Origin of the sequence: Pseudoalteromonas sp. S1608, assembly GCF_005887265.1 — a bacterium.
GTDB classification, from domain to species: Bacteria; Pseudomonadota; Gammaproteobacteria; order Enterobacterales; family Alteromonadaceae; genus Pseudoalteromonas; species Pseudoalteromonas undina.
This window is the reverse complement of the sequence record NZ_PNDK01000022.1, coordinates 12,541-35,846: the sequence shown is the minus strand read 5'-3', so window position 1 is coordinate 35,846 and position 23,306 is coordinate 12,541. Positions and strand designations below refer to the sequence as shown.

Here is a 23,306-nt window from a genome sequence, read left to right as displayed (position 1 = left end):
CGGTCAGCGGTCAGCGGTCAGGTAGTAAAATTAAACACCGAGCCTTATGCAAGCCCAGTTTTTATATTATAGGCGAGAGTTTACTCGCGCACTTTCACAACATGTCAAACTACCTGCGCGGCGTAAAGCCCCGCCTACGTTTAACCCAAACACCGTACTTGGCTTAATCTTTTGCTGGCAACTGACAGCTGAAGACTAAAAACTGTTCTTTAACCTAAACCATCGCTGCTTTTACATACACATCAAAGCGGTTTTTCTTGGTTTTGATTTGCATGCTTGGAGTTTTATCATTTAAAAATGGTGCGTAATCGGGGCGTTTAACCACTACACGCTTACTGGCAAGTGGGTAAGCAAACTCGAGTAAATCATCGGCGTCGGTATCGCCACCCACTAACTCTTGGAATACCCGCATTTCTTTTTTAACCAATGCTGATTTTTCACGGTGAGGGAACATTGGATCAAGGTAAACCACATCGGGCATGCTGTCACATTGGGCAAGTAAGGTATGGCTTGAGCCAAAGATAAGGCTCATATTTTGCTGCATCCATGGGCCAATTTCACTATCGTTATAAGCACGTTGTAAGCCATCATATAACAGTGCAGCAACCACGGGATGGCGCTCATGTAGAATTACTTTACAGCCTAGCGAGGCTAACACAAAACCGTCGCGTCCAAGGCCTGCTGTGGCATCGAGTACCACTGGCGTTGCGCCCTTATTAAGGCCAACCGCTTTGGCAATTGATTGCCCTTTACCACCACCAAATTTACGCCTATGTGCAACGGCACCAGTTACAAAGTCTACGTTAATAGCACCTAGTTTTGGCTCGTCAGTTTTATACAGGCTTAGTCCTTTATCATCGTAATGCAAGCTAAAACCACTGCTTTGCTCTGCCCATTGAGCAAGCCCAAAGCGTGCTTCTAACTCATTTAAATAAGGTCGACACTCTTTAAACGCACACTGTATAACCACTTCACACTCCGATGATAAATTTCACCGTTATTATACCCAAACAAAGCCAATATACGATCTCTAGTTTAAAACAACTCAATATCGTTATTTTCGCTCTCAGGTTCTGGCTGCGTTTGTTGTTTACTTAGTTGTGTTTGAGTAATTAAGTCATCACGCTGTTGAGTGGTTGTTTTTAGTTGGTGCTTAATAAAGGCTAAATCATTAGTGGTTGCAACCAGCTGCTGTGATGTATGACTAAGCTGAGTTATTTGCTGATTAAATTGCGAAGCTGGTATCTCGTTGAGTGTTTGTATTAGCGATTGGAGTTGCTCAAGCTGCTCTGTAAGCTGGCTAATTGCACTCGTTTGCATGGCGTTTTGATTTTTAAGCTGGGCAACAATATCTTGAAAAGCAAGGGTTAGCTCATTATCGCGCATTAGTCGATATTGGTGCTGCTGTATAGTAACTACTTTTTCGTTAGTTACTTCTAAAATATGCGGAAATAAATCTTTATAGCGGCCATAAAGTGATGGCGTATCTACAGGCATATTTTTAATTAATAGTGAAATATTAGGGTAATTAATAATAGTACTATGACCAATATCAACAAAGCGTTCTGCATTTTTATGCTGTATGAGTAGCTCTTGCTCTAATGGGCATACACCTGTTTCTTGGCTATAAAACATTCCCTGGTTATTCTGCCAAAAAACAACCACGACATTGAGGTGTAATGGAGTAAAAAAACCTAAAAAGTATTCACTTAATAATTCTAAATTATCGGCATGATAGCTTTGACAAACAAAACGCATAATGCGCCCCATGTCACCGGTCTCAATCATCGCCATTTCAGCTGTTTTATTGGCCTTTGCTATATCATACTGCAGTGTTGCACACTGCTTGCGATACTGGTAAAGAATTTTAATGCGTGCCATCAGCTCCTGTGCGTTAAAAGGCTTCAAAATGTAGTCAGCCCCGCCAACACTAAACCCTTTAATACGTTCAGCTTGCCCCACTTTGGATGATAAAAACATTACCGGAATATCTGTTGTGGCTTTATTTTGTTTAATAGTTTGGCAAACCTCATAACCAGACATCCCCGGCATTTCAACATCAAGCAAAATAATATCGGGGTTATATTTAATCGCTTGTCTTATGCCATCTTCACCATTTTTGGCGTGGATCACTTTGCAAAACCCAGCTAAAGATTCTTCAATAATATGGTGCATTAATTTATCGTCATCAATTGCCAGTATTAACTTTGCCATGCGTTAGTCCCTTTTAGTACTTTGTTAAAAGCATAGTACGCCATGTTAAAACTACTAAAATTTATTCAAAATATTCTTTAACAGCGCTGTATTTTAGGCAATAAAAAAGCGCCTCTGGGGCGCTTTTGTAATTATATTTTAATCCGCAAAAATCAACAGACCCTAAGCGGCGATGCCGCTGTGGCGCAGTAGTGCATCTACACTTGGCTCACGACCGCGGAAGTTTTTAAACAGTGCCATTGGCTCTTCGCTGCCGCCTTTTTCAAGAATATGCTGCATAAACGCTTGGCCAGTTTGTGGATTAAAAATCCCCTCTTCTTCAAATTTAGAGTAGGCATCAGCCGAAAGTACTTCAGCCCATTTATACGAGTAATAGCCTGCACTGTAACCGCCCGCAAAAATATGACTAAAGCCATGCTGAAAACGGTTAAACGCTGGCGGCTTAATGACTGAGGTACGACTGCGTACATCATCAAGTACAGCTTGAATGTTACATGGTTTGTCTGCCACGTAGTCATGGTGAATTTTAAAATCGAATAACGAGAACTCAAGTTGTCTTAGCATTTGCATACCTGAGTTGTAATTTTTAGCGGCCAATAGTTTATCTAGTAGCTCTTTTGGTAATGGCTCACCGGTTTCGAAGTGGCCTGAAATAAAGCTTAGGGCTTCTTCTTCGTAACACCAGTTTTCTAAAAACTGACTTGGCAATTCAACGGCATCCCATGCCACACCATTAATACCAGCAACAGGCGCTGCATCTACTTGAGTTAACATGTGGTGAATGCCGTGACCAAACTCATGGAACAGTGTGGTTACTTCATTATGGGTAAACAAAGCAGGCTTATCGCCAATCGCTTTATTAAAGTTACACACTAAGTAAGCAACTGGTGTTTGAAGTTCACCATTAGCACGCACTTTACGACCCATACAGTCATCCATCCACGCACCACCACGCTTGTGGTCACGGGCGTATAAATCTAAGTAGAAACGGCCACGTAAAGTATTGTTGCTATCGTAAATTTCAAAAAAGCGCACATCTTTATGGTAAGTATCAATGTCTTTTTGCTCTTTAACAGTAATACCAAACAAGCGGTTAACAGTTTCGAACAAACCACTGAGCACTTTATCGGCAGGGAAGTATGGGCGTAATACTTCATCTGAAATCGCGTATTTTTCTTGCTTTAGCTTTTCGCTGTAATAACCAAAGTCCCATGCCTGTAGTTCACTAATACCGTGCTGTTGCTCTGCGTATTGTTGCAACTCTTTAAGCTCTTGCTCTGCTTGTGGCTTAGATTTAGCAGCTAAGTCTTCTAAAAATGAAAATACCTGGGCAGGTGATTCTGCCATTTTTGTAGCTAAAGATTTTTCGGCGTAATTATTAAAGCCAAGTAATTGTGCTAACTCATGACGCAGTGCCAGCTCTTCACTCATAATCGCCGAGTTATCAAACTCTCCTGCATTTGGACCTTGATCGGATGCACGAGTAGAAAACGCGGTGTATGTTTCTTTGCGAAGTTCACGGTCGTCTGCGTAAGTCATTATAGGTAAGTAAGATGGGAAATCGAGAGTAAATACCCAGCCTTCTAAGCCTTTACTTTTTGCTGTATCAGCCGCTAATGCCAGTGCTGACTCTGGTAAGCCCGCTAGTTGGCTTTTATCGGTAATATGCTTATGCCATGCAAGCGTGGCATCCATCACGTTATTACCAAATTTTGAAGCTAGCTCTGATAAACGCGCACTAATTTCACCGTAGCGTTTTTGCTGCTCAGGATTTAGTGCAATGCCTGAAAGCTTAAAGTCACGCAATGCGTTGGTAACGGTTTTTTGCTGAGCGGTAGTGAGTGTTTTAAATTCATCGCTATTATAAAGCGCGCTGTAAGCCTCATATAAGCCTTGGTGTTGGCCAACAAAAGTAGAATATTCAGAAATAAGCGGTAAACACTGCTCATAAGCTTCGCGAAGTTCATCGTTGTTCATCACCGAGTTTAAATGTGATACCGGTGAAAATAATCGCGATAGTTTATCGTCAGCTTCTTCAAGGGGTAATACTAAATCATTCCAGGTGTATGATTGCTTTGCTAATACATCATCAATTGCACTGCGACAGTGCTCAATACCTTTTTTTAGTGCCTGGACAACATGCTCTGGCTTTATTTTTGAAAAAGGCGGTAAACCTTCAAGCCCGATTAGGGGATTTGTTTGTGCATTGCTCATAGTCATTCTCAGTTTGTGCAAATATAAAAATGAAGTTGGGGCAAAATACGTAAATACAAGGGGAAGTGTTCAGCTCTTAGCTTAATATACGCTCGACTAATAATACCTTGATCTTAACTAGCTTGATTTTCGTTTGATGGTAGAGATTTTAGCAAACCTGAACAAGTGACTTGTTCATCGCATATGATATTATCGGTAAAACATTGTTAAACACATTTAGAGGATTAAACATGGCTCAGCATTTTGATTACATTGCAATTGGTGGCGGTAGTGGTGGTATTGCATCAGCTAACCGTGCAGCAATGCGTGGCGCAAAAGTAGCACTTATTGAAGCAAAACACATGGGTGGCACCTGCGTAAACGTAGGGTGTGTTCCTAAAAAAGTAATGTGGCACGGTGCTCAAGTTGCTGAAGCTATTAATCTTTATGCTCCTGATTACGGATTTGATGTTGAAGTTAAAGGCTTTGACTGGTCAAAACTAGTAGAAAGCCGTGAAGCCTATATTGGCCGTATTCACAAAGGCTATGATAATGGTTTAGCTAAAAATGGCGTAACTGTGATCAAAGGTTTTGCAAAGTTTGTTGATAGTAAAACCGTTGAAGTAGATGGCGAACACTATACTGCCGATCACATTTTAGTTGCCGTTGGTGGCCGCCCTACTATTCCTAATATTCCAGGTGCTGAACACGGTATTGATTCAAACGGCTTTTTTGAGCTGAACGAACAACCTAAACGTGTTGCTGTTGTTGGTGCCGGTTATATTGCCGTAGAAATTGCCGGTGTGCTGCACAGCTTAGGTACACAGACTCACTTATTTGTTCGTAAGAGCAAGCCACTACGTACCTTTGACCCATACATTATCGACACACTGGTTGATATTATGGCAAAAGAAGGCCCAACACTGCACACTGAGTGTTCACCAAAAGAAGTGGTAAAAGAGGCTGATGGCAGCTTAACAATTCACTTTGAGAATGGTTACAGCGAAAATGTTGACCAGGTTATTTGGGCTATAGGCCGTACGCCAACAACTGATAAAATTAACCTTGCTGCAGCTGGCGTAGAAGTAAACGAAAGCGGTTATGTAAAAGTAGATGAATACCAAAACACCACAGCTGAAAATGTATACGCTGTGGGTGATATTATCGAAAATGGTATTGAGCTTACACCGGTTGCTGTTAAAGCGGGTCGTACTCTATCGGAGCGTTTATTTAATAAAGAATTGCCGAACGATTTAAAAATGGACTACAGCCTAGTACCAACCGTAGTATTTAGCCATCCACCTATCGGCACAATTGGCTTAACTGAGCAAGAAGCTATTTCTCAGTACGGCGGCGAAAATGTAAAAGTATATAAATCGAGCTTTGCAGCTATGTACACCGCAGTTACTCAGCACCGCCAAGCCTGTAATATGATGCTAGTGTGTGCAGGCGATGATGAAAAAGTAGTAGGTTTACACGGTATTGGTTTTACCGTTGATGAAATGATTCAGGGCTTTGCAGTCGCCATGAAAATGGGCGCCACTAAAGCCGATTTTGACGCCGTGGTTGCACTACACCCAACCGGGTCTGAAGAGTTTGTTACTATGAGATAAGCTCGAGGTTCGAGAAATAAAAAAACCTTGCGGTTAACATCGCAAGGTTTTTTTATTTAGAAGTTAGATGTTTTGCTCGAGACCCGCAGCCCGTCGCCCGCTAACCTTCGTATTTTAAGCTAAATGCTCTCGGGCTAAATACTCTAACGATTGCATTTCTTGTAAGCGACTAATACAGCGTTTAAATTCAAAGTTTAAATTGCCTTGCGTATAGAGCTCGGTAATCGGTTTTTCTGCAGAGATAATTAACGTTACATTACGCTCATAAAATTCATCTACCAACGCAATAAAGCGCCTTGCTGCGTCATCATTATTTTGCCCTAGCTGTTTTACATTAGATAAAATCACCGTGTTATATAATCGGCTTATTTCCATGTAATCAACTTGGCTACGCGCGGTTTCACACAGTTCGCTAAATTCAAACATAACGATGCAGTCAGATACTTTGCGAGTGTTGATCATCCGCCCTTCTATTTCTATTGGGGTATCTAGTTTACCGACTTCTGGCGAGAGCTTGTCAAAATATTCGAATAGGTTTTTATCAGCTTGTTCATCAAGCGGGCTATGAAAAATTTCAGCTTGTTCAAGAGTACGCAGTCGGTAATCAACGCCTGAATCTACATTAACTATTTCAGTATGCTTATTTACTAAGGCAATAGCCGGTAAAAAACGGGCACGCTGTAAACCATTGCGGTATAAGTCGTCAGGTATAATATTTGACGTGGCAACCAGTACAATACCGCGAGCGAATAATGCTTCCATTAAACCACCGAGCAACATAGCGTCGGTAATGTCTTGAACAAAAAATTCATCAAAACAAATTATGTCTGTTTCTGCTTTGAAAATATCGGCTACTGTTTCTAAAGGGTTGGCAGTGTTATTTAACTTTTTAAGTTCATCGTGTACTCGGTGCATAAAGCGGTGAAAATGCACTCGCATTTTTCTATCACCCGGTAACGCTTCATAAAAAGTATCAACAAGGTAAGTTTTACCACGGCCTACACCACCCCAAAAGTATAAACCTTTAATTGGAGCTGGCTCTGCTTTATTAAAAAGCTTTGCAAAAAAACCTTTAGATTGTGGTTTTGCTTGTGTTAAATCGTCGTATAAACGCTGTAAATGACGAACTGCATTTTCTTGTGCTGCGTCATGTACAAAGTCATCGCGTTGAAGGTCTTGCTGGTATGTTTGCCAAGGAGTCATATCTATTTACAGTTAAAACACAGTTTAATTTGTAAAGCATATTAACACGCATCAATACTCAGGGTATATTAGACTTAGTAGCATTTTAATTTTTTAGTTATTTTCGCATAGAGGTGAATTTATGGGTACATTTACATGGGTAGGATTAGTGGTAGTAGTTGCTATTGCTGCATTTTTCGTTGGTGCCTTTGTCACTAAAAAACAGTTTAAACAAGATGAATTAGAGCAACAAGCAGAGCAAGCTAAGCATTCGCTTGAGCAGTATCGCCAAGATGTTGCCGACCATTTAGCGAATACTGGTAAGTTAGTAAACAAAATGAAAGAAAACTACGATCAGTTATTAAGTCACGTTGAAGAAACTAATCAACTGTTACTTGAAGACAGAAATAAAGCCCCTGCTGAACCGTTTTTCTCTAAAGAAACCACCGAACAGTTACAAGCGTCATTAAAAGAACGTAGTTCAGATCGCTCAAACGCCGATGCTCAACCAGCTGATTATGTGTCGGGTAAGTCAGGTTTATTTGCAGGTGATGAGAATACTTCTAAAGCATCTTGATGAACTTTTTTTTGACCCCATAGTCTTTAGATATAACAGCTTTGTTGTTTTATCTTACTGATATACTTTTTTGAGGCTGCTTATTGCAGCCTTTTGCTTTTTAAGTGGAGTAAACCCTGACTATGAAAATGAAATTATCACTTATCAGTGCTGCTATTTTATCTACTAGCTTATTATTAAGTCCAACCGCCTCGTTTGCTAAGTTGCCGGTTGCCGTTAATGGTCAACAATTACCAACACTTGCCCCTATGCTTGAGCAAATCACGCCAGGTGTAGTGAGTATTCAGGTTTCAGGCTCTAAAGAAGTGCGTCGACGCGGTGACCCACTCGATTTCTTTTTTGGTAACCCGCAGCCACGTAGCCAAAAGCGACAGTTTAGTGGTTTAGGCTCTGGAGTTATTATTGATGCCGACAAAGGCTATGTGGTTACCAACAACCATGTAGTACAAGACGCCGAAAAAATGGTAGTTACCCTCGAAGATGGTCGCGAATATGATGCAACAAAAATTGGCAGCGATAAAGAGTCTGATATTGCGCTACTACAAATAGACGCAGATGAATTAACCGCGGTAAAACTTGCTAACTCAGATGACTTACGTGTCGGTGATTTTGCTGTAGCTATTGGTAACCCTTTTGGTTTAAGCCACACAGTTACCTCAGGTATTGTTAGCGCACTAGGCCGTAGTGGTTTAAATATTGAAGGTTACGAAGATTTCATTCAAACCGATGCCGCGATTAACCAAGGCAACTCAGGTGGCGCTTTAGTTAATTTAAACGGTGAGTTAATTGGTATTAATACCGCCATTTTAGGTGCATCGGGTGGTAATGTGGGGATTGGTTTTGCTATTCCATCAAATATGATGAAAAACCTTGTTGATCAAATTGTAGAACATGGTGAAGTACGCCGTGGCTCGCTAGGTATTTCAGGCCGCCCTCTTGATGCAGGCCTTGCCAAAGCACAGCAGCTTGATGTTAAACAAGGTGCTTACGTTATGCAGGTACTCGATGATACAGCTGCCAGCAAAGCCGGTATTAAAGCAGGCGATGTGATTATTAGCATTAATGGCAGTGAAATTAGTGGCTTCCATGAACTGCGAAGCAAAATAGCCACCTTAGGTGAAGGCCGTGAAGTGCAGCTAGGAATTTATCGTGATGGTAAAGTTAAAAACGTTGAAGTTACCCTAGATGGCGCATCAGGAATTACAGCGGCAGGTGAAGAATTACACCCAGCATTCCAAGGTGCAACACTAGAAAATGTGAAGAAAAACAAAATGAAAGGCATTGAGGTAACCTCTGTCGATCCTCGTTCACCATCAGCACGGGTTGGCCTTGAAGAAGGCGATGTTATTGTGCAAGTAAACCGTCAAAGGGTAGAAAGCATTCGCGATATGAACCAAATTATCGACGATATTCAAGGTAATATTGTGTTAGGTGTTAAACGTGGACGCGAGTCTATCTTTGTATTAATTCAGTAATAATACAATAAAAGTAACAGCGGCACTTGCCGCTGTTATTTTTTTTGTGCCATCATAAAGGGATTGCTCACTAACAATAAGAATACCGTGCTAAAACTTCTAAAATTTGTACTTCCTCCTTTGTTTGCCGGTTTAGGCATTGCTTTTTTAGTGGTTTTTTTCAGCCCTAACATGCGCACTGCATTACTACCTAATGTTCCCCTGCCAAGCGCAATGACCACAAGCCATTTAAGCTTTTCTGATGCGGTTAAACGCGCGGCACCATCGGTTGTCACTATTTTTTCAGAGAGTATTTCTAAAGAGCCACGCTACAAGCGCCAAAATACGGTGCAAGAGTTAGGATCTGGCGTGATCATGTCACCCGATGGCTATATACTGACTAACTACCATGTGATCAATAATGCCGATCAAATACTGGTGATTCTTACCGATGGGAGACGTTTTTTTGATGTACAACTTATTGGCTTTGATACCATTACCGATTTAGCATTATTAAAAATAAATGCCAACCACCTCCCTGTTATTCCTGTTAATGACAACTACACCACGAATGTGGGCGATTTGGTGTTAGCAATCGGGAATCCATTAAATTTAGGGCAAACAATTACTCAGGGGATCATTAGCGCTACTGGTAAGCAAAAAATTACCGACAGTCCTTACAATAACTTATTGCAAATGGATGCCGCTATTAATGTGGGCAATTCGGGAGGAGCGCTGGTAAATTCTAATGGCGATTTAGTAGGGATCACCTCAGCCCAATTTAAAACCCGTGAGAACTTAAACATTCAGGGAATATTTTTTGCTGTACCTTATACCCTTGCTAAAGAAGTTATGGGTAAACTTATTCGCCATGGTCGCGTTGTTCGTGGTTACTTGGGCTTTGAAGGCACTGCAGTAGATAGTACAGGCAAAGAGGTCAATGATAGCTTAACGCCTGTCGCAGGCATGCGTATTACCAATCTCGACCCTCTAGGTCCTGCATGGCAGGCGGGTATAGAAGAGCAAGACATTGTGATTAAAATTGCAGGGCTTTCAGTGGCTAATCCACAAAATGTATTAAAAAAGATAGGCAGTACCGAGCCAGGTAAAGAAATTGAGTTTGAGCTATACCGTAACGGTAAAATACAAAAAATAATGGTGAAAGTAGCCGAGCTCGAAACCAAGCTATAAAGCGCTTGTTTACCCTTTGACATCAGGCATAAAAAAACGCGATATATAATCGCGTTTTTTATGCGTTAGAATAATAATTGTATTAATATAACTAATTGCTTTTGCGTTTGATGTTAGCACCTAACGCACTGAGTTTATCTTCAATACGCTGATAACCTCTATCTACATGATAAATACGATCAACAACCGTTTCACCTTGGGCCACAATCCCCGTTAAAATAAGGCTCGCTGATGCTCGTAAATCGGTTGCCATAACCTGCGCACCCGATAAGCTTTGTGTCTCACCACAAAAAGCCGTATTGCCTTCAAGGCGAATATTAGCGCCCATACGTTGTAACTCAGGCACATGCATAAACCGATTTTCAAAAATAGTTTCGGTAATGGTCGCACTGCCGTTAGCCACTACATTTAAAGCGGTAAATTGAGCTTGCATGTCGGTTGGAAAACCTGGGTGCGGCATAGTTTTAATATTAACCGCTTTAAGCTCTCGGCCTCGCATATCAAGATAAATACTATCCTCATGCACTTCTAGTAGCGCGTTGGTTGCACGCAGTTTTTCAATTACCGGCTCAAGTGAATGAAAGTCGGTCATTTTACACAGTACTTCGCCACCGGCCATCGCGGCGGCAACTAAGAAGGTACCGGTTTCAATACGATCCGGTAATATGCGGTGCTCACAACCTGATAGGCGCTCAACCCCTTCAATCTCAATACGGCTAGAACCTGCACCAGTAATTTTAGCGCCCATTGCAATTAAGCAATTAGCTAAATCGATGATTTCGGGCTCGCGCGCTGCATTTTCTAAAACAGTTTTGCCATCTGCAAGCGTTGCCGCCATGAGTAAGTTTTCGGTAGCACCGACACTGATCATTTCCATGAAAATTTCAGCGCCTTTTAAGCGTCCATTTACTTTGGCATTAATATAACCATTTTCCACAGTTATTTGCGCGCCCATGCGCTCTAAACCTTGAATATGAATATCAACTGGGCGTGCACCAATAGCACAGCCACCAGGCAAAGATACTTGAGCCTCACCAAAACGAGCCACTAAAGGCCCAAGTGCGAGCACTGATGCGCGCATTTGCTTTACTAAATCATAAGGCGCTAGTGTACTATTTACCGTTGCACCATCAATAATCAGTGAATCACCTTGCCACTGAACATCGGCGCCTAAGGTTTTTAATAAAGCTTCAGTAGTAATAATATCGCGAAGGCGCGGTACATTAGTAAAGGTACTTTTGCCCTCGGGCAATAAGGCTGCAAATAAAATAGGCAGTGCCGCATTTTTAGCGCCAGAAATAGTTACTTCACCAGCCAGTGAAGTGCCACCTTGAATTACAAATTGATCCATCTAAGGGGCCCTATTTATTGCGGTAAAATGAATTTTTGCTCACGTTTCCACTCAGTCGGAGTAAAAGCGCGGATAGAAACAGCGTGAATGGTGCCATCTGAAATAGTGTTCATTAATGGGCCATACACTAACTGTTGCTTTTTAACACGACTTAATCCGTCAAAGCATTCACCAACCGCAATTACTTCATAATGACTACCATTGGCTTTTACATGTACTTCAGCTAACTGAAGTTCGTCGCGTAATAATGTTTCGACTTGACTCGTTTCCATAACTCTCACTCAAATAGGGTTGTAACCTGACCCAACTGCATAAGGTTTTGCAGTTGTTCAGGTGGGTTTTGCAATTCAAGGCGAATACCTTGCTGCTTAAATTCTGTAAAAGAGTGAATTAACCAAGCTAAGCCGGCTGTGTCAACCCTTGTGACCTCACTTAGGTCAAAATAAAGGGTTTTATGCTTAGTTTGTCGCTTAGTGTTCAGAAGCCGTTCATTGCCAATTGAGTTATGAGTCAATTCACCAGTAACTCGTAAATGCTGCTCATCAACTTGGCTGATTGCCAATTTACTCATTTGTATCGCTGCCTCTAAACTGAACCGGTAGCTTACTTTTTTGCTCTAATAGGCCGCTAACATGGTCAATACCTTGTTGACGTAAAATACCCTGAAGTTCACTTTGTTTTGCATCAAGTAAACTAATACCTTCAGCAATCATGTCGTAAGCGCGCCATTCACCGCTTCGGTCTTCACGTACTTTAAAATCAATTTTTATATCAGGTTTACCCGCTTCAACAATTTTGGTTTTTACCACCACCACGTCTTTACCTTTAAAAGGTTGCTCGGCAGCAAATTCAACTTGTTGGTTAGTGTATTGGGTAAATACACCGGCATAGGTGGCAACTAAGTACTCTCTAAATGCACCAATAAAACGCTGAATATCTTCAATTGCTTTTGCTTTTTCTGCCTTGTCGGTAATTGCGCGTACCTTAGACACTTCGCTACCTAACACTCTTAGTGCCGCATATTTGTAGTCAATGTACGGCATTAACTCTTCTTCAACAATAACACGTAAATGTTCTTTATCTTTTACTATTAATGGTTGATCTTGGGTAATTCGTGCAAAGGTATTGTCAGCAACTTGACGTACCATTTTATTAGGATCAGTTAATTTTACTTCTGCTGCTTGCACGCTTTGTAATAGCATTAAACTTACCAGCGCAATACTTACTAAAAATGTTTTCAACATAATAATTACTCACTACCTTGGTTGAATAAGAACTGGCCAATTAATTCTTCAAGTACCAATGCCGATTTGGTATCAGTAATTGAATCGCCACTTGCTAATGCTTTGCTTTGCACCCCAAATAAATCATCAATAGCTTGGTCTTGTGCACTGTTTGCAACATCTTCGCCTAAACAGCGTTGCTTAGCTGAATCCGAGGCGATCACAGGGTTAATACCTAAATATTGCTCACCTAAAATACCCGAGGTTAAAATTGAGATAGAGCTGGTATCTGAAAAACGACATAAATACTGCGCATCAATACTCATATTTACTACTGGTAAAAACTCTTGCGGGTGTACATAAATTGACTCGACACGACCAATAACAACTCCCCCTACTTTAATAGGCGCGCGAGTTTTTAATGAGCCTATATTTTCAAACTTGGCGTTTAATGTGTAGGTTTCACCTGAGCCGCTAATACCTGAATTGGCCACTTTAAGCGCTAGCATTGAAAATGCCAAGATACCCAGCGCGACAAAAAAACCAACTAAAATTTCTAATTTCCGTGAATTCATTATTTAATACCCTATTAGCTAGTAAACATTACCGCTGTCAAAATAAAGTCAAAACCTAATACCGCCAGTGATGAATGCACCACTGTTTCTGTTGTTGCCTTGCTGATCCCTTCTGATGTAGGAATACAGTCATACCCTTTATAAAGCGCAATCCAAGTCACAACAATCGCAAATACGATACTTTTAATTAAACCGTTTAGTATATCTTTTTCAAACGACACCTGAGCTTGCATTATTGACCAAAAGCTTCCGGTATCAACGCCTAGCCAATCAACACCGACTAAGTGAGCACCAATAATAGCGACCGCTGAAAAAATTAACGCCAATAACGGCATACTAATCAAGCCAGCCCAAAATCGCGGCGCAATAATACGCCTAAGCGGGTCAATAGCCATCATCTCTAGCGACGATAACTGCTCGGTGGCTTTCATTAAGCCGATTTCAGCGGTTAACGCACTGCCTGCTCTGCCTGCAAATAATAACGCAGTAACTACCGGTCCAAGCTCACGTAACAAGCTAAGCGCTACTAACGGGCCTAGGCTATCTTCTGCACCATAATCAACTAAAACGGTATAACCTTGCAGCGCTAAAACCATGCCGATAAATAATCCTGACACCACAATAATCAACAGCGATTGTGAACCAACCATGTAGAGTTGGCGCACCAGCAGAGGCGTACCTTTTTTTAAATTGGGTAAATGCCATAATGCACTTGCTAGCATGTGAGTTGAACGCCCGAGTGCTGCAAATCGACCCAGCGTTTTATGGCCTATTTTTTGTAGTAAATCCAACATTACTGCGGCTCTCCTAACAGTTCATCTGCATAGGTTTGTGCTGGATAATGAAATGGTACAGGCCCATCTGATAACCCTTTTAAAAATTGTTGCACAAGTGGTGATTCGTGCTGACGCATTTCATCTGGCGTGCCGCTACCAATCACACCTTGCTCGGCAATAATAATAACGTGGTCGGCAATGCTCATTACTTCAGTCACATCGTGTGTAACAATTAAAGAAGATAAACCAAGTACTTCATTTAAAGATTTAATAAGCTTAACCAACACTCCCATTGAGATAGGATCTTGTCCTGCAAAAGGCTCATCATACATAATAAGTTCAGGATCAAGCGCTATAGAGCGAGCCAAGGCTGCACGACGTGCCATACCACCAGATAACTCTGAAGGCATTAAATCTTTAGCACCACGTAAGCCAACTGCTTGTAGTTTCATTAAAACCACTAAGCGAATTAAATCTTCACTGAGTTGTGTATGCTCGCGGATAGGAAATGCGATATTGTCGAACACCGACATATCGGTAAATAATGCACCGCTTTGAAATAACATACTCATACGTTTACGTGCCGCGTAGAGCTCTTTACGGGACATGGCAACTATGCTGTCGTTTTTAAATAAAATATCACCGGAGTCGGGTTTGAGCTGGCCACCAATTAAGCGCAGCATCGTGGTTTTGCCAATTCCGCTTGGCCCCATAATGGCAGTAATTTTACCTTCTGGGACATCAAAGCTCATATTTTTGTATATGACCCTATCGCCTCTAGAAAAGGTAACATCCTTGACTTCTACTATTGATTGCGACAAGTCGCTCTCCATAACAATATTCTCTCATATTTCTATTTTAAGGGTTTTTTGGTCAAGATGGAAAAAACAATTCGTAAGATTTTGTAATAGCCACGAAAAAACAGCTATAAGACTGCGACAAATTGACTTAACCGATGCTTAAACAAGCAACTTAACCCATTAAATAATTATTTTAATAACCGCCTAATGTATTACAGCTTACTCTTTTACTTATACTTTTATGGTGGCTTTTGTTACTATTCGCGCTATCTGAATTTACACTAACTGGCTTATCACAATGGTTACCTCGTTTGTCATTTTAATTCTCGGTTTTGCGGCTCTCGTATGGAGTGCAGACAGGTTTGTTTATGGTGCGGCTGCACTGGCTAAAAACTTTGGCGTACCAACATTAATTGTAGGTTTAACCGTGGTAGCTATGGGCTCATCGGCCCCTGAAATGATGGTATCCGCTTCAGCTGCTTTGGCAAATAAAACCGATACAGCCGTAGGTAATGCAGTTGGTTCAAACATCACTAACATATTATTAGTATTAGGTATTACAGCACTTTTAAGACCGCTTTCAGTCTCTTCAAGTACATTAAAACGAGAAATTCCACTGGTATTATTGGTGTCTATCGCTACTTGGTATATTTTTTCAGATAACTACTTTTCTTTTTTTGAAGGCGCAGCCTTACTCTTTGGTTTTGTTGTTTTTATTGGTGGACTTATTTTTGTATCACTGCGAGCAAAAAACCAAGACGACCCCTTTGTTAGCGAAGCCTGTGATGAAGTACCTGATAATGTCCCAACCAAAAAAGCCGTTTTTTGGTTAGTCGTCGGAATGATTTTACTTCCTGTTAGCTCACACTTTTTAGTTGGCTCAGCCGTTGATATTGCAAAATATTTTGGCTTAAGTGACTTAGTAATTGGTTTAACCATAATAGCCATAGGCACCAGCTTACCTGAACTTGCTGCTTCCATTGCGGGTGTTCTTAAAAATGAAGATGATCTAGCACTGGGTAACATTGTTGGCTCAAATATTTTTAATATTCTCGCGGTGTTACCGCTGGCAGGATTAATTAACCCATCAGTTATTGACGCATCAGTAGCTAACCGTGATGTTTTAATTATGATCGGTGCAACCTTGGCACTTATTGCTATGTCATTGAACTTTAGAGGTCAAAGACGTATCAATAGAGTAGAAGGTGGCTTACTCATCGTCGCATTTATGATTTACCAAGGTTATATTTTTAGTCAAGTAGGGTGATCCATGGCAACGCTAAATTTTATTCAACAAGGCTTGCGCGTCCTTGATATAGAACGTCAAGCACTCAGCGATATCGCACAATACGTTAATGAAAGCTTTGATCAAGCGTGCCAATTAATGTACGACTGCTCAGGCCGTATTATTGTTATTGGCATGGGTAAGTCGGGCCATATCGGTAATAAAATAGCAGCCACTTTAGCGAGTACTGGTAGCCCCGCATTTTTTGTACATCCTGGTGAAGCGAGTCATGGCGATTTAGGTATGATTACATCAAATGATGTGGTTATGCTTATATCTAACTCTGGCGAAACCAGTGAAGTGCTTAATATTATTCCGGTATTAAAACGCATTGGCGCAAAAATGATTGCTATGACAGGCAACGAAACGTCAACCATGGCAACATTGGCAAATGTGCATGTGTGTATTAAAGTTGAACAAGAAGCCTGCTCATTAGGCTTAGCGCCAACAGCAAGTACCACAGCAACACTCGCTATGGGCGATGCTATGGCGGTAGCATTATTAGAAGCCCGTGGTTTTACCGCTGATGATTTTGCACTGTCGCATCCAGGTGGCAGTTTAGGCAAACGCTTACTCTTAACCTTAAAAGATGTAATGCACAGCGGTATTCACACGCCTATTATTAATGAAACGCAAACCATTAAAGACGCCTTAATTGAAATGTCAGCCAAAGGGCTTGGCATGACCGCTATTATAAATAGTAATCAGCAATTATCGGGGTTGTTTACCGATGGTGATTTACGCCGTATTTTAGAGCAACGTATTGATATACACAGCACAGAAATTAATGTTGTGATGACAAAGTCATGTACAACAGCCACACAAGACATGCTCGCGGCTGAAGCACTGAACATTATGGAACAAAAACGTATTAATGGTTTAATTGTGATTAATGAGCATAATCAGCCCATTGGCGCACTAAATATGCAAGACTTACTAAAAGCGGGGGTGCTATAAATGCAGTTTGAAGATCTTTATCAGCCGTTAAGTGATGATGCAAAAGCGCGCGCAAAAAAAATAAAATTATTAATTTGCGATATTGATGGTGTATTTTCTGATGGACGTATTTATCTTGGCAACCAAGGTGAAGAGCTCAAAGCATTTAATACCAAAGACGGGTTTGGCATTAAAGCCCTTATTAATAGTGGTTTTGAAGTTGCCGTGATCACAGGTCGTCACTCAAAAATAGTTCAACAACGTATGAGCAATTTAACCGTACAACATATATACCAAGGCCAAGAAGACAAACTCATTGCCTATCAAGAATTAAAACAAAAATTAGCGCTCAGCGATGAGCAAATAGCTTACATTGGTGACGATGGCCCTGACATGCCAGTGATGGAAAAAGTCGGGTTTGCAGTAGCCGTAAACGACGCCCACCCACTGATTAAACGTTTATCGCATTATGTCACTCAGTTGCCAGGCGGCTTTGGCGCAGTAAGAGAGTTAACAGATTTACTGATGCTTGAAAACAATAAGCCACTTACTAGCCAAGGAACCAGTTCATGAATGTAGCTCGCATTATACTGAGCATCTTATTCATAAGCTGTATGGTTTGGCTTTGGTATCCTTATTTTTCTCAGGTAGATATTATTGCGGATGAACAAACTCAAACTATTGCTAAGCCTGATTACACTGCGATTGAGCTAAAACAAACCGCTTATAATGAGCAAGGTAAAATAAGCCACAAAGTAACTGCGGTAAAAATGGAGTTATACCAACAACTTGGTTTTACCTTTTTTGAAAAACCTATATTTACGTTATACAACGAGCAGCAAACATGGCGTATTAACGCTGATGAGGCCACCCTCTACGACGATCGTCAACTCGTATTAGAGGGCAATGTAAAAGCGCTAAATTTAGCCGATAACGCCATGATCGATACGATCACAGCCGATAGCATCAATGTAGATATAAAACTACTCACTATGCAGTCAGAGCAGCCTGTCGTTATTACAGGACCTAATTTAAAAATCACAGGCAAAGGCCTTGAGGCCGATTTAAAAACCGAAGTGATTAAACTTATTAACCATACGCGAACCCTATATTATGACCAATAACCTATTTAAAATTCTAATTGTTCCTTCATTACTGATTGCATTTCATAGCCATGCAGAGGAAACCACTGAAGCTCCTGCGGCTAATCAAATCTCAATTAGTGCTGACAGGCAGGAAGGTCAATTAAAAGAAAACGTGGGCATTTTTGAGAAAAATGTTGAAATTATTCATGGTAATCGCCGTATCACAGCTGACCGTTTAGAAGTGCATAAACGCGATGACTTAGGCGATAACAAGCAATTATTAATTGCCACAGGCAGCCCTGCATATTTTGAAGAAACACAAGCAGATGGCACCATCATGAGTGCCAGTGCGAATGAAGTACGTTACGATGTTTCGCAACGTTTTTTAACCTTAATCGGCGATGCCAGTATTGCTCAAGCAGGTCAAAAAATAACTGCTAAAAGTATCACCTACGATATAGAGCAGCAGTTAATTAGCGCAGAAAAAGACGAAAACTCAACAGACCGTGTACACACTATTTTAGTGCCTGTTGAAAACAAAAAAGAAGACGATAAAGGCCAACCATGAGCACATTAAAAGCAGAGCTATTAGCGAAAAGCTATAAAGGCCGTGAAGTGGTGAAAAACGTTGGCCTAGAAGTTGAAGCTGGCAGCATTGTCGGCTTACTTGGCCCCAATGGCGCAGGTAAAACTACGACCTTTTACATGATTGTAGGCCTTGTACCTAGCGATAAAGGTAAAATATCAATCGATGATCAAGATATCACTTTATTACCAATGCACAGTCGAGCTCGCCTAGGGATAGGATATTTACCACAAGAATCATCTATTTTTAGAAAGCTGACGGTTTATCAAAACTTAATGGCTATATTAGAAACACGTAAAGGGCTCAATAAGCAACAACGTGAAGATACCTTAAATAATTTACTTGATGAATTTAGTATTCAGCATATTCGTGACAGCCAAGGTATGGCTCTGTCAGGTGGTGAGCGTCGCCGTGTTGAAATTGCGCGAGCATTAGCAGCAAATCCTAAATTTATACTACTAGACGAACCCTTTGCAGGGGTTGATCCTATCTCTGTATTAGATATTAAAAAGATTATAGAGCACCTTAAAAACCGAGGAATTGGCGTATTGATCACTGATCACAACGTTCGCGAAACACTTGATGTTTGTGAAAAAGCCTACATAGTTTCTCATGGGGAGTTAATTGCATCAGGCACTCCAGAATATGTATTAAACGATAAAACAGTACGCGATGTTTATTTGGGCGAGCAGTTCAAGCTCTAATATGTGTGTTATTCCACTAAGCATCTGCTAAGATTAATCATACTAATTTAAAAGGATTGTTAGAGATAAATGAGGCAATCATTACAGCTGCGCATGGGCCAGCAACTTACAATGACTCCACAGTTGCAACAAGCAATTCGCTTATTGCAGCTCAGTACATTGGATCTCCAGCAAGAAATTCAAGAAGCACTCGATAGTAATCCCTTACTTGAAGTTGAAGAGCAAGATTACAGTGAAGATGCTGCGGGTAAAAACGAACAAAAAGCCGATATCGATGAATCAACGCTAAGTGCTTCAGCTGATGAAAAACCTAGCGAATATGAGCAAGATAGCGGCGAAGCCATGACCAAAGACACCATTAGCGATGATATGGCAATGGATGTTACATGGGATGAGTACATGAGCGCAGCACCGGCCTCTTCCTCGGGACCAATGCCTGAAGATGAATCAATTTATCAAGGCTCTTCAACTGAAACGCTGCATGAATATTTAATGTGGCAATTGCAACTGACGCCATTTAGCCCAACAGATGAAGCCATCGCGATTGCAATCGTAGAAGCCGTGGACGATTCTGGTATTTTAACCCTTAGCTGTGAAGAAATATTAGAAAGTTTTAATCAAGAAAACGACATAGAAGATGAAGTTGAACTTGATGAAATAGAGGCGGTATTAAAGCGTATTCAGCTATTTGATCCGGTAGGAATAGCCGCGCGTAGTTTACAAGAGTGTTTGTGTATTCAATTGAATCAGTTTGATCAAGACACGCCTTTTTTAAACGAAACAAAAATGATCTTAACTGATCACATTGATTTACTGGCTGCGCGTGATTATCGCACATTAATGAAAAAAACTAAGCTCAAAGAAGATGAGCTTAAAGAAGTCATGACGTTAATTCATACTCTTAGTCCCAAACCGGCAGACACTATTGTTAGAGAAGAGTCTGAGTACGTTATTCCTGATGTGTCGGTTAAAAAAGTGAAAGGCCGTTGGGTGGTTGAACTAAACCCAGATAGCATGCCTAAAATTAGGGTAAACAGCCAATATGCAGCTATGTCGCGTACGGTGAAATCAAGCGGCGATAGCCAGTTTATTCGCTCACACTTACAAGAAGCTAAATGGTTTATAAAAAGCTTAGAAAGTAGAAACGACACACTGCTTAAAGTAACTAACTGTATTGTGCAGCAACAACAGGCCTTTTTTGAACATGGTCCTGAGGCGATGAAGCCTATGGTTCTTAATGACGTGGCCGAAATGGTAGAAATGCACGAATCGACTATTTCACGTGTTACTACGCAAAAATACATGCACACACCACGCGGTATTTTTGAGCTTAAATATTTCTTTTCAAGCCATGTAAGCACTGAAAATGGTGGCGAATGTTCATCTACAGCAATACGCGCATTAATTAAAAAATTAATCGCTGCAGAAAACTCAGCTAAACCATTGAGTGATAGTAAAATTGCAGATATATTGGCTGAGCAAGGAATTAAAGTAGCAAGGAGAACTATTGCAAAGTATCGCGAATCTCTAGCTATTCCCCCGTCTAATCAACGTAAAAGTTTGATTTAAGGCGTACAACAAAGAGGAAAATGTTTATGCAACTGAATTTAACTGGTCGCCATGTAGATATTACCGACTCGCTTAGAGACTACGTAAATAGTAAATTTTCGAAGTTACAGAGGCACACTGATCACATAACGAATGTGCACGTTATTCTCGATGTAGAAAAACTAAACCAAAAAGCCGAAGCAACCGTTCATGTTAGTGGCGCTGAGATTTTTGCTTCCACTGAACATCAAGATATGTATGCTGCTATAGACTCGCTGATTGACAAGCTAGATCGTCAAGTAATTAAACACAAAGAGAAACTTGCTCGACACTAACACTATGAAACTAAGCTCACTTATCTGTCAGGACTGCAGTAAAGCTGCGGTCCTTTTTAATAGTAAAAAAAGAATTTTAGAATTTATCAGTGAATTGGCTCACAATAAACTGCCCTATTTAACACAACAAGATATTCTTAACGCGTTAACCGCCAGAGAAAAACTAGGGAGTACAGGTATAGGTCGAGGAATTGCAATTCCTCATGGTCGTATGAGTGGTGTACAAGAGCCTCTTGCACTTATATTAGTGAGCGAAACGGCTATTAATTTTGATGCGATAGATAACAGACCGGTCGACATTTTTGTTGCCTTAATTGTACCTGATGGTGACAATAAGCAGCATTTAAAAACCTTAGCCACTATAGCAGAAAAGCTCAACGATAAAGAATTTTGTAAGCAATTACGAGCGGCAAAATCCGACAATGAGCTGTATCAAGTAATTGTAAGTCAACCGTAGTAACAATTAAGGGTGATAAATGGAATTAATAATTATAAGTGGTCGCTCAGGTTCTGGTAAATCTGTTGCGCTGCGTGTTGTTGAGGATTTAGGTTATTATTGTGTAGATAATATTCCTTTAAATTTATTGCCATCTCTTGTCCGTAGTGTTTCCGACAGCTACAACAAAATAGCCGTAAGTGTTGATGTGCGTAATTTACCTAAAGAGCAGCAACAGTTTAATGAAATCATTGAATATTTACCTGGTTTCACTAAGCCAACGGTGTTTTATTTAGACAGTGACGATCAAACCTTAATTAAACGCTTTTCAGAGACACGGCGCCTTCACCCTCTTTCGATTGACTCACTGCCACTTGATTTAGCAATAAAAAAAGAAAAACAACTCCTTGATGTACTCATTAACCGTGCCGATTATATGATTGATACTACGGATTTAAGTGTGCATCAGCTGGCTGAATCTATTCGTGAAAAAATACTCGGTAAAAAAGACAAACAACTGATCATTACCTTTGAGTCATTTGGTTTTAAGCACGGTATACCCAAAGAAGCAGATTATGTATTTGACGCTCGCTTTTTACCAAACCCGCATTGGGAGCCTGAACTTAAGCCACTCACAGGGTTAGATCAACCAGTAAAAGACTACCTAGCCAGCCACAGCATAGTACAAAAATTTACATGGCAAATTCAAACATTCGTGCAAACATGGCTGCCTCATTTAGAAAGAAATAACCGCAGCTATTTGACCATAGCTATAGGCTGTACCGGAGGGCAACACCGCTCAGTTTATTTAGCGCAAACTATAGGTGAAAGCTTTGCAATGAGTCATCCTAATGTAAAAATTCGCCATCGAGAACAAGAATAAAGCTTGAGAGAATATTAATGCGGTTAGAAAACACATTTTTAATAAAAAACAAGTTAGGCCTGCATGCCAGAGCGGCCACTGTACTGGCACAGCTTTCTGTGCAATTTGATGCCTCAATCACGTTATTTCAAGACGATAAACAAGCCGCTGGCGACAGTGTATTAGCACTTATGTTACTCGAAAGCAGTCAAGGCAAAGAAGTTAAGGTAGTATGTGAAGGCCCTGACGCAGAGCCTGCACTTAATGCAATTGGTGAGCTCATTGACCAACGATTTAATGAGCAAGAGTAATCCTGCTTATAAGCTAAGGTTAATAGTGGTTGAGGTAGTTTACTGATATAAAGTAAGATAAAGCGATAC

At 40.7% G+C, this 23,306-nt stretch carries 26 protein-coding genes; 15 read left to right on the top strand and 11 right to left on the bottom strand.

The features are described 5' to 3' along the window. Window positions 1-214 precede the first annotated feature (214 nt). From CWB75_RS10775 to prlC, 3 genes are all read right to left on the bottom strand, one after another. Window positions 215-970 carry a class I SAM-dependent methyltransferase gene (locus CWB75_RS10775; protein ID WP_008115552.1) on the bottom strand — a complete coding sequence of 252 codons (756 nt, stop codon included), beginning with the start codon at window positions 968-970 and terminating at the stop codon, window positions 215-217. 65 nt (window positions 971-1,035) lie between these two features. Beyond that, window positions 1,036-2,214, bottom strand: a complete 1,179-nt coding sequence (locus CWB75_RS10770) for a response regulator (protein ID WP_008467220.1) — start codon at window positions 2,212-2,214, stop codon at window positions 1,036-1,038. A 162-nt stretch (window positions 2,215-2,376) separates the two neighbouring features. Then, on the bottom strand, window positions 2,377-4,428 hold the full coding sequence (gene prlC / locus CWB75_RS10765) for an oligopeptidase A (RefSeq protein WP_138570635.1): 2,052 nt from the start codon (window positions 4,426-4,428) through the stop codon (window positions 2,377-2,379). Window positions 4,429-4,658: 230 nt separating this feature from the next. Between prlC and gorA the strand changes: the two genes are divergently transcribed. Beyond that, a complete protein-coding gene (gene gorA, locus CWB75_RS10760; protein ID WP_055013344.1) occupies window positions 4,659-6,020 on the top strand; it encodes a glutathione-disulfide reductase in 1,362 nt (453 codons plus the stop codon). A 114-nt stretch (window positions 6,021-6,134) separates the two neighbouring features. Here gorA and zapE read toward each other — a convergent pair whose 3' ends face one another. After that, window positions 6,135-7,223 carry a cell division protein ZapE gene (gene zapE / locus CWB75_RS10755; protein WP_054202362.1) on the bottom strand — a complete coding sequence of 363 codons (1,089 nt, stop codon included), beginning with the start codon at window positions 7,221-7,223 and terminating at the stop codon, window positions 6,135-6,137. Window positions 7,224-7,344: 121 nt separating this feature from the next. On the opposite strand from zapE, the gene CWB75_RS10750 reads away from it, so the two are divergent. The 3 genes from CWB75_RS10750 (at window position 7,345) to CWB75_RS10740 (ending at window position 10,424) form a co-directional block, all read left to right on the top strand. Then, a complete protein-coding gene (locus CWB75_RS10750) occupies window positions 7,345-7,779 on the top strand; it encodes a Z-ring associated ZapG family protein (RefSeq protein ID WP_075170488.1) in 435 nt (144 codons plus the stop codon). A gap of 122 nt (window positions 7,780-7,901) precedes the next feature. Next, window positions 7,902-9,254, top strand: coding sequence for a Do family serine endopeptidase (locus CWB75_RS10745; protein WP_054202364.1), 1,353 nt, complete (start codon window positions 7,902-7,904; stop codon window positions 9,252-9,254). A gap of 87 nt (window positions 9,255-9,341) precedes the next feature. After that, window positions 9,342-10,424 carry a trypsin-like peptidase domain-containing protein gene (locus CWB75_RS10740; protein ID WP_075170489.1) on the top strand — a complete coding sequence of 361 codons (1,083 nt, stop codon included), beginning with the start codon at window positions 9,342-9,344 and terminating at the stop codon, window positions 10,422-10,424. Between the two features lie 91 nt (window positions 10,425-10,515). On the opposite strand, the gene murA is transcribed toward CWB75_RS10740, so the two are convergent. Genes murA through CWB75_RS10705 form a run of 7 tightly spaced genes read right to left on the bottom strand, consistent with a single transcriptional unit; the run spans window position 10,516 to window position 15,182 of the window. Continuing rightward, window positions 10,516-11,775 (bottom strand): UDP-N-acetylglucosamine 1-carboxyvinyltransferase, encoded by a 1,260-nt coding sequence (gene murA / locus CWB75_RS10735; RefSeq protein WP_138570634.1) that lies wholly within the window; start codon window positions 11,773-11,775, stop codon window positions 10,516-10,518. Window positions 11,776-11,789: 14 nt separating this feature from the next. Next, window positions 11,790-12,047, bottom strand: a complete 258-nt coding sequence (locus tag CWB75_RS10730; RefSeq protein ID WP_007378312.1) for a BolA family protein — start codon at window positions 12,045-12,047, stop codon at window positions 11,790-11,792. A 5-nt stretch (window positions 12,048-12,052) separates the two neighbouring features. Next, window positions 12,053-12,346, bottom strand: coding sequence for an STAS domain-containing protein (locus tag CWB75_RS10725; protein ID WP_138570633.1), 294 nt, complete (start codon window positions 12,344-12,346; stop codon window positions 12,053-12,055). After that, window positions 12,339-13,019, bottom strand: coding sequence for an MlaC/ttg2D family ABC transporter substrate-binding protein (locus tag CWB75_RS10720; RefSeq protein WP_010390574.1), 681 nt, complete (start codon window positions 13,017-13,019; stop codon window positions 12,339-12,341). The genes CWB75_RS10725 and CWB75_RS10720 overlap by 8 nt, the downstream gene beginning before the upstream one ends. 5 nt (window positions 13,020-13,024) lie before the next feature. Then, window positions 13,025-13,573 (bottom strand): outer membrane lipid asymmetry maintenance protein MlaD, encoded by a 549-nt coding sequence (gene mlaD / locus CWB75_RS10715; protein WP_008115537.1) that lies wholly within the window; start codon window positions 13,571-13,573, stop codon window positions 13,025-13,027. Between the two features lie 14 nt (window positions 13,574-13,587). Next, window positions 13,588-14,367 carry a lipid asymmetry maintenance ABC transporter permease subunit MlaE gene (gene mlaE, locus CWB75_RS10710; protein WP_054202367.1) on the bottom strand — a complete coding sequence of 260 codons (780 nt, stop codon included), beginning with the start codon at window positions 14,365-14,367 and terminating at the stop codon, window positions 13,588-13,590. Further along, window positions 14,367-15,182 (bottom strand): ATP-binding cassette domain-containing protein, encoded by an 816-nt coding sequence (locus CWB75_RS10705; protein WP_138570632.1) that lies wholly within the window; start codon window positions 15,180-15,182, stop codon window positions 14,367-14,369. The genes mlaE and CWB75_RS10705 overlap by 1 nt, the downstream gene beginning before the upstream one ends. A gap of 265 nt (window positions 15,183-15,447) precedes the next feature. On the opposite strand from CWB75_RS10705, the gene CWB75_RS10700 reads away from it, so the two are divergent. From CWB75_RS10700 to CWB75_RS10650, 11 genes are all read left to right on the top strand, one after another. After that, window positions 15,448-16,416, top strand: a complete 969-nt coding sequence (locus tag CWB75_RS10700; protein ID WP_138570631.1) for a calcium/sodium antiporter — start codon at window positions 15,448-15,450, stop codon at window positions 16,414-16,416. Between the two features lie 3 nt (window positions 16,417-16,419). Continuing rightward, window positions 16,420-17,391 (top strand): KpsF/GutQ family sugar-phosphate isomerase, encoded by a 972-nt coding sequence (locus CWB75_RS10695; protein ID WP_054202370.1) that lies wholly within the window; start codon window positions 16,420-16,422, stop codon window positions 17,389-17,391. After that, a complete protein-coding gene (kdsC, locus tag CWB75_RS10690; RefSeq protein WP_010390568.1) occupies window positions 17,392-17,943 on the top strand; it encodes a 3-deoxy-manno-octulosonate-8-phosphatase KdsC in 552 nt (183 codons plus the stop codon). Beyond that, complete coding sequence (gene lptC, locus CWB75_RS10685) at window positions 17,940-18,494, top strand: LPS export ABC transporter periplasmic protein LptC (protein ID WP_010390567.1); 555 nt, start codon at window positions 17,940-17,942, stop codon at window positions 18,492-18,494. Before kdsC ends, lptC begins: the two co-directional genes overlap by 4 nt. Further along, the gene (gene lptA / locus CWB75_RS10680) at window positions 18,484-19,023 is read left to right on the top strand and encodes a lipopolysaccharide transport periplasmic protein LptA (RefSeq protein WP_010390566.1); all 540 of its coding nucleotides are present in this window, start codon (window positions 18,484-18,486) and stop codon (window positions 19,021-19,023) included. The genes lptC and lptA overlap by 11 nt, the downstream gene beginning before the upstream one ends. Next, window positions 19,020-19,745, top strand: a complete 726-nt coding sequence (lptB, locus tag CWB75_RS10675) for an LPS export ABC transporter ATP-binding protein (RefSeq protein WP_010390565.1) — start codon at window positions 19,020-19,022, stop codon at window positions 19,743-19,745. Before lptA ends, lptB begins: the two co-directional genes overlap by 4 nt. 69 nt (window positions 19,746-19,814) lie before the next feature. Next, window positions 19,815-21,314, top strand: coding sequence for an RNA polymerase factor sigma-54 (locus tag CWB75_RS10670; RefSeq protein ID WP_138570630.1), 1,500 nt, complete (start codon window positions 19,815-19,817; stop codon window positions 21,312-21,314). A gap of 26 nt (window positions 21,315-21,340) precedes the next feature. Further along, window positions 21,341-21,628, top strand: a complete 288-nt coding sequence (gene hpf, locus CWB75_RS10665; RefSeq protein WP_010390562.1) for a ribosome hibernation promoting factor — start codon at window positions 21,341-21,343, stop codon at window positions 21,626-21,628. 4 nt (window positions 21,629-21,632) lie between these two features. Continuing rightward, window positions 21,633-22,085 (top strand): PTS IIA-like nitrogen regulatory protein PtsN, encoded by a 453-nt coding sequence (gene ptsN / locus CWB75_RS10660; RefSeq protein ID WP_010390560.1) that lies wholly within the window; start codon window positions 21,633-21,635, stop codon window positions 22,083-22,085. 19 nt (window positions 22,086-22,104) lie between these two features. Continuing rightward, the gene (gene rapZ, locus CWB75_RS10655) at window positions 22,105-22,947 is read left to right on the top strand and encodes an RNase adapter RapZ (protein WP_010390558.1); all 843 of its coding nucleotides are present in this window, start codon (window positions 22,105-22,107) and stop codon (window positions 22,945-22,947) included. Window positions 22,948-22,964: 17 nt separating this feature from the next. After that, window positions 22,965-23,237, top strand: a complete 273-nt coding sequence (locus CWB75_RS10650; RefSeq protein WP_008115514.1) for an HPr family phosphocarrier protein — start codon at window positions 22,965-22,967, stop codon at window positions 23,235-23,237. The last annotated feature ends 69 nt before the right edge of the window (window positions 23,238-23,306 follow it).

Excerpts from the sequence above, each read along its gene's own strand:
- CWB75_RS10720 (WP_010390574.1), bottom strand. The coding sequence starts at position 13,019 with ATGTTGAAAACATTTTTAGTAAGTATTGCGCTGGTAAGTTTAATGCTA.
- mlaE (WP_054202367.1), bottom strand. The coding sequence starts at position 14,367 with ATGTTGGATTTACTACAAAAAATAGGCCATAAAACGCTGGGTCGATTT.
- CWB75_RS10725 (WP_138570633.1), bottom strand. The coding sequence starts at position 12,346 with ATGAGTAAATTGGCAATCAGCCAAGTTGATGAGCAGCATTTACGAGTT.
- prlC (WP_138570635.1), bottom strand. The coding sequence starts at position 4,428 with ATGAGCAATGCACAAACAAATCCCCTAATCGGGCTTGAAGGTTTACCG.
- CWB75_RS10700 (WP_138570631.1), top strand. The coding sequence starts at position 15,448 with ATGGTTACCTCGTTTGTCATTTTAATTCTCGGTTTTGCGGCTCTCGTA.
- CWB75_RS10650 (WP_008115514.1), top strand. The coding sequence starts at position 22,965 with ATGCGGTTAGAAAACACATTTTTAATAAAAAACAAGTTAGGCCTGCAT.
- murA (WP_138570634.1), bottom strand. The coding sequence starts at position 11,775 with ATGGATCAATTTGTAATTCAAGGTGGCACTTCACTGGCTGGTGAAGTA.
- rapZ (WP_010390558.1), top strand. The coding sequence starts at position 22,105 with ATGGAATTAATAATTATAAGTGGTCGCTCAGGTTCTGGTAAATCTGTT.
- CWB75_RS10745 (WP_054202364.1), top strand. The coding sequence starts at position 7,902 with ATGAAAATGAAATTATCACTTATCAGTGCTGCTATTTTATCTACTAGC.
- hpf (WP_010390562.1), top strand. The coding sequence starts at position 21,341 with ATGCAACTGAATTTAACTGGTCGCCATGTAGATATTACCGACTCGCTT.
- gorA (WP_055013344.1), top strand. The coding sequence starts at position 4,659 with ATGGCTCAGCATTTTGATTACATTGCAATTGGTGGCGGTAGTGGTGGT.
- kdsC (WP_010390568.1), top strand. The coding sequence starts at position 17,392 with ATGCAGTTTGAAGATCTTTATCAGCCGTTAAGTGATGATGCAAAAGCG.
- mlaD (WP_008115537.1), bottom strand. The coding sequence starts at position 13,573 with ATGAATTCACGGAAATTAGAAATTTTAGTTGGTTTTTTTGTCGCGCTG.
- CWB75_RS10705 (WP_138570632.1), bottom strand. The coding sequence starts at position 15,182 with ATGGAGAGCGACTTGTCGCAATCAATAGTAGAAGTCAAGGATGTTACC.
- ptsN (WP_010390560.1), top strand. The coding sequence starts at position 21,633 with ATGAAACTAAGCTCACTTATCTGTCAGGACTGCAGTAAAGCTGCGGTC.
- CWB75_RS10770 (WP_008467220.1), bottom strand. The coding sequence starts at position 2,214 with ATGGCAAAGTTAATACTGGCAATTGATGACGATAAATTAATGCACCAT.
- CWB75_RS10695 (WP_054202370.1), top strand. The coding sequence starts at position 16,420 with ATGGCAACGCTAAATTTTATTCAACAAGGCTTGCGCGTCCTTGATATA.
- CWB75_RS10750 (WP_075170488.1), top strand. The coding sequence starts at position 7,345 with ATGGGTACATTTACATGGGTAGGATTAGTGGTAGTAGTTGCTATTGCT.
- zapE (WP_054202362.1), bottom strand. The coding sequence starts at position 7,223 with ATGACTCCTTGGCAAACATACCAGCAAGACCTTCAACGCGATGACTTT.
- lptB (WP_010390565.1), top strand. The coding sequence starts at position 19,020 with ATGAGCACATTAAAAGCAGAGCTATTAGCGAAAAGCTATAAAGGCCGT.
- lptA (WP_010390566.1), top strand. The coding sequence starts at position 18,484 with ATGACCAATAACCTATTTAAAATTCTAATTGTTCCTTCATTACTGATT.
- CWB75_RS10730 (WP_007378312.1), bottom strand. The coding sequence starts at position 12,047 with ATGGAAACGAGTCAAGTCGAAACATTATTACGCGACGAACTTCAGTTA.
- lptC (WP_010390567.1), top strand. The coding sequence starts at position 17,940 with ATGAATGTAGCTCGCATTATACTGAGCATCTTATTCATAAGCTGTATG.
- CWB75_RS10670 (WP_138570630.1), top strand. The coding sequence starts at position 19,815 with ATGAGGCAATCATTACAGCTGCGCATGGGCCAGCAACTTACAATGACT.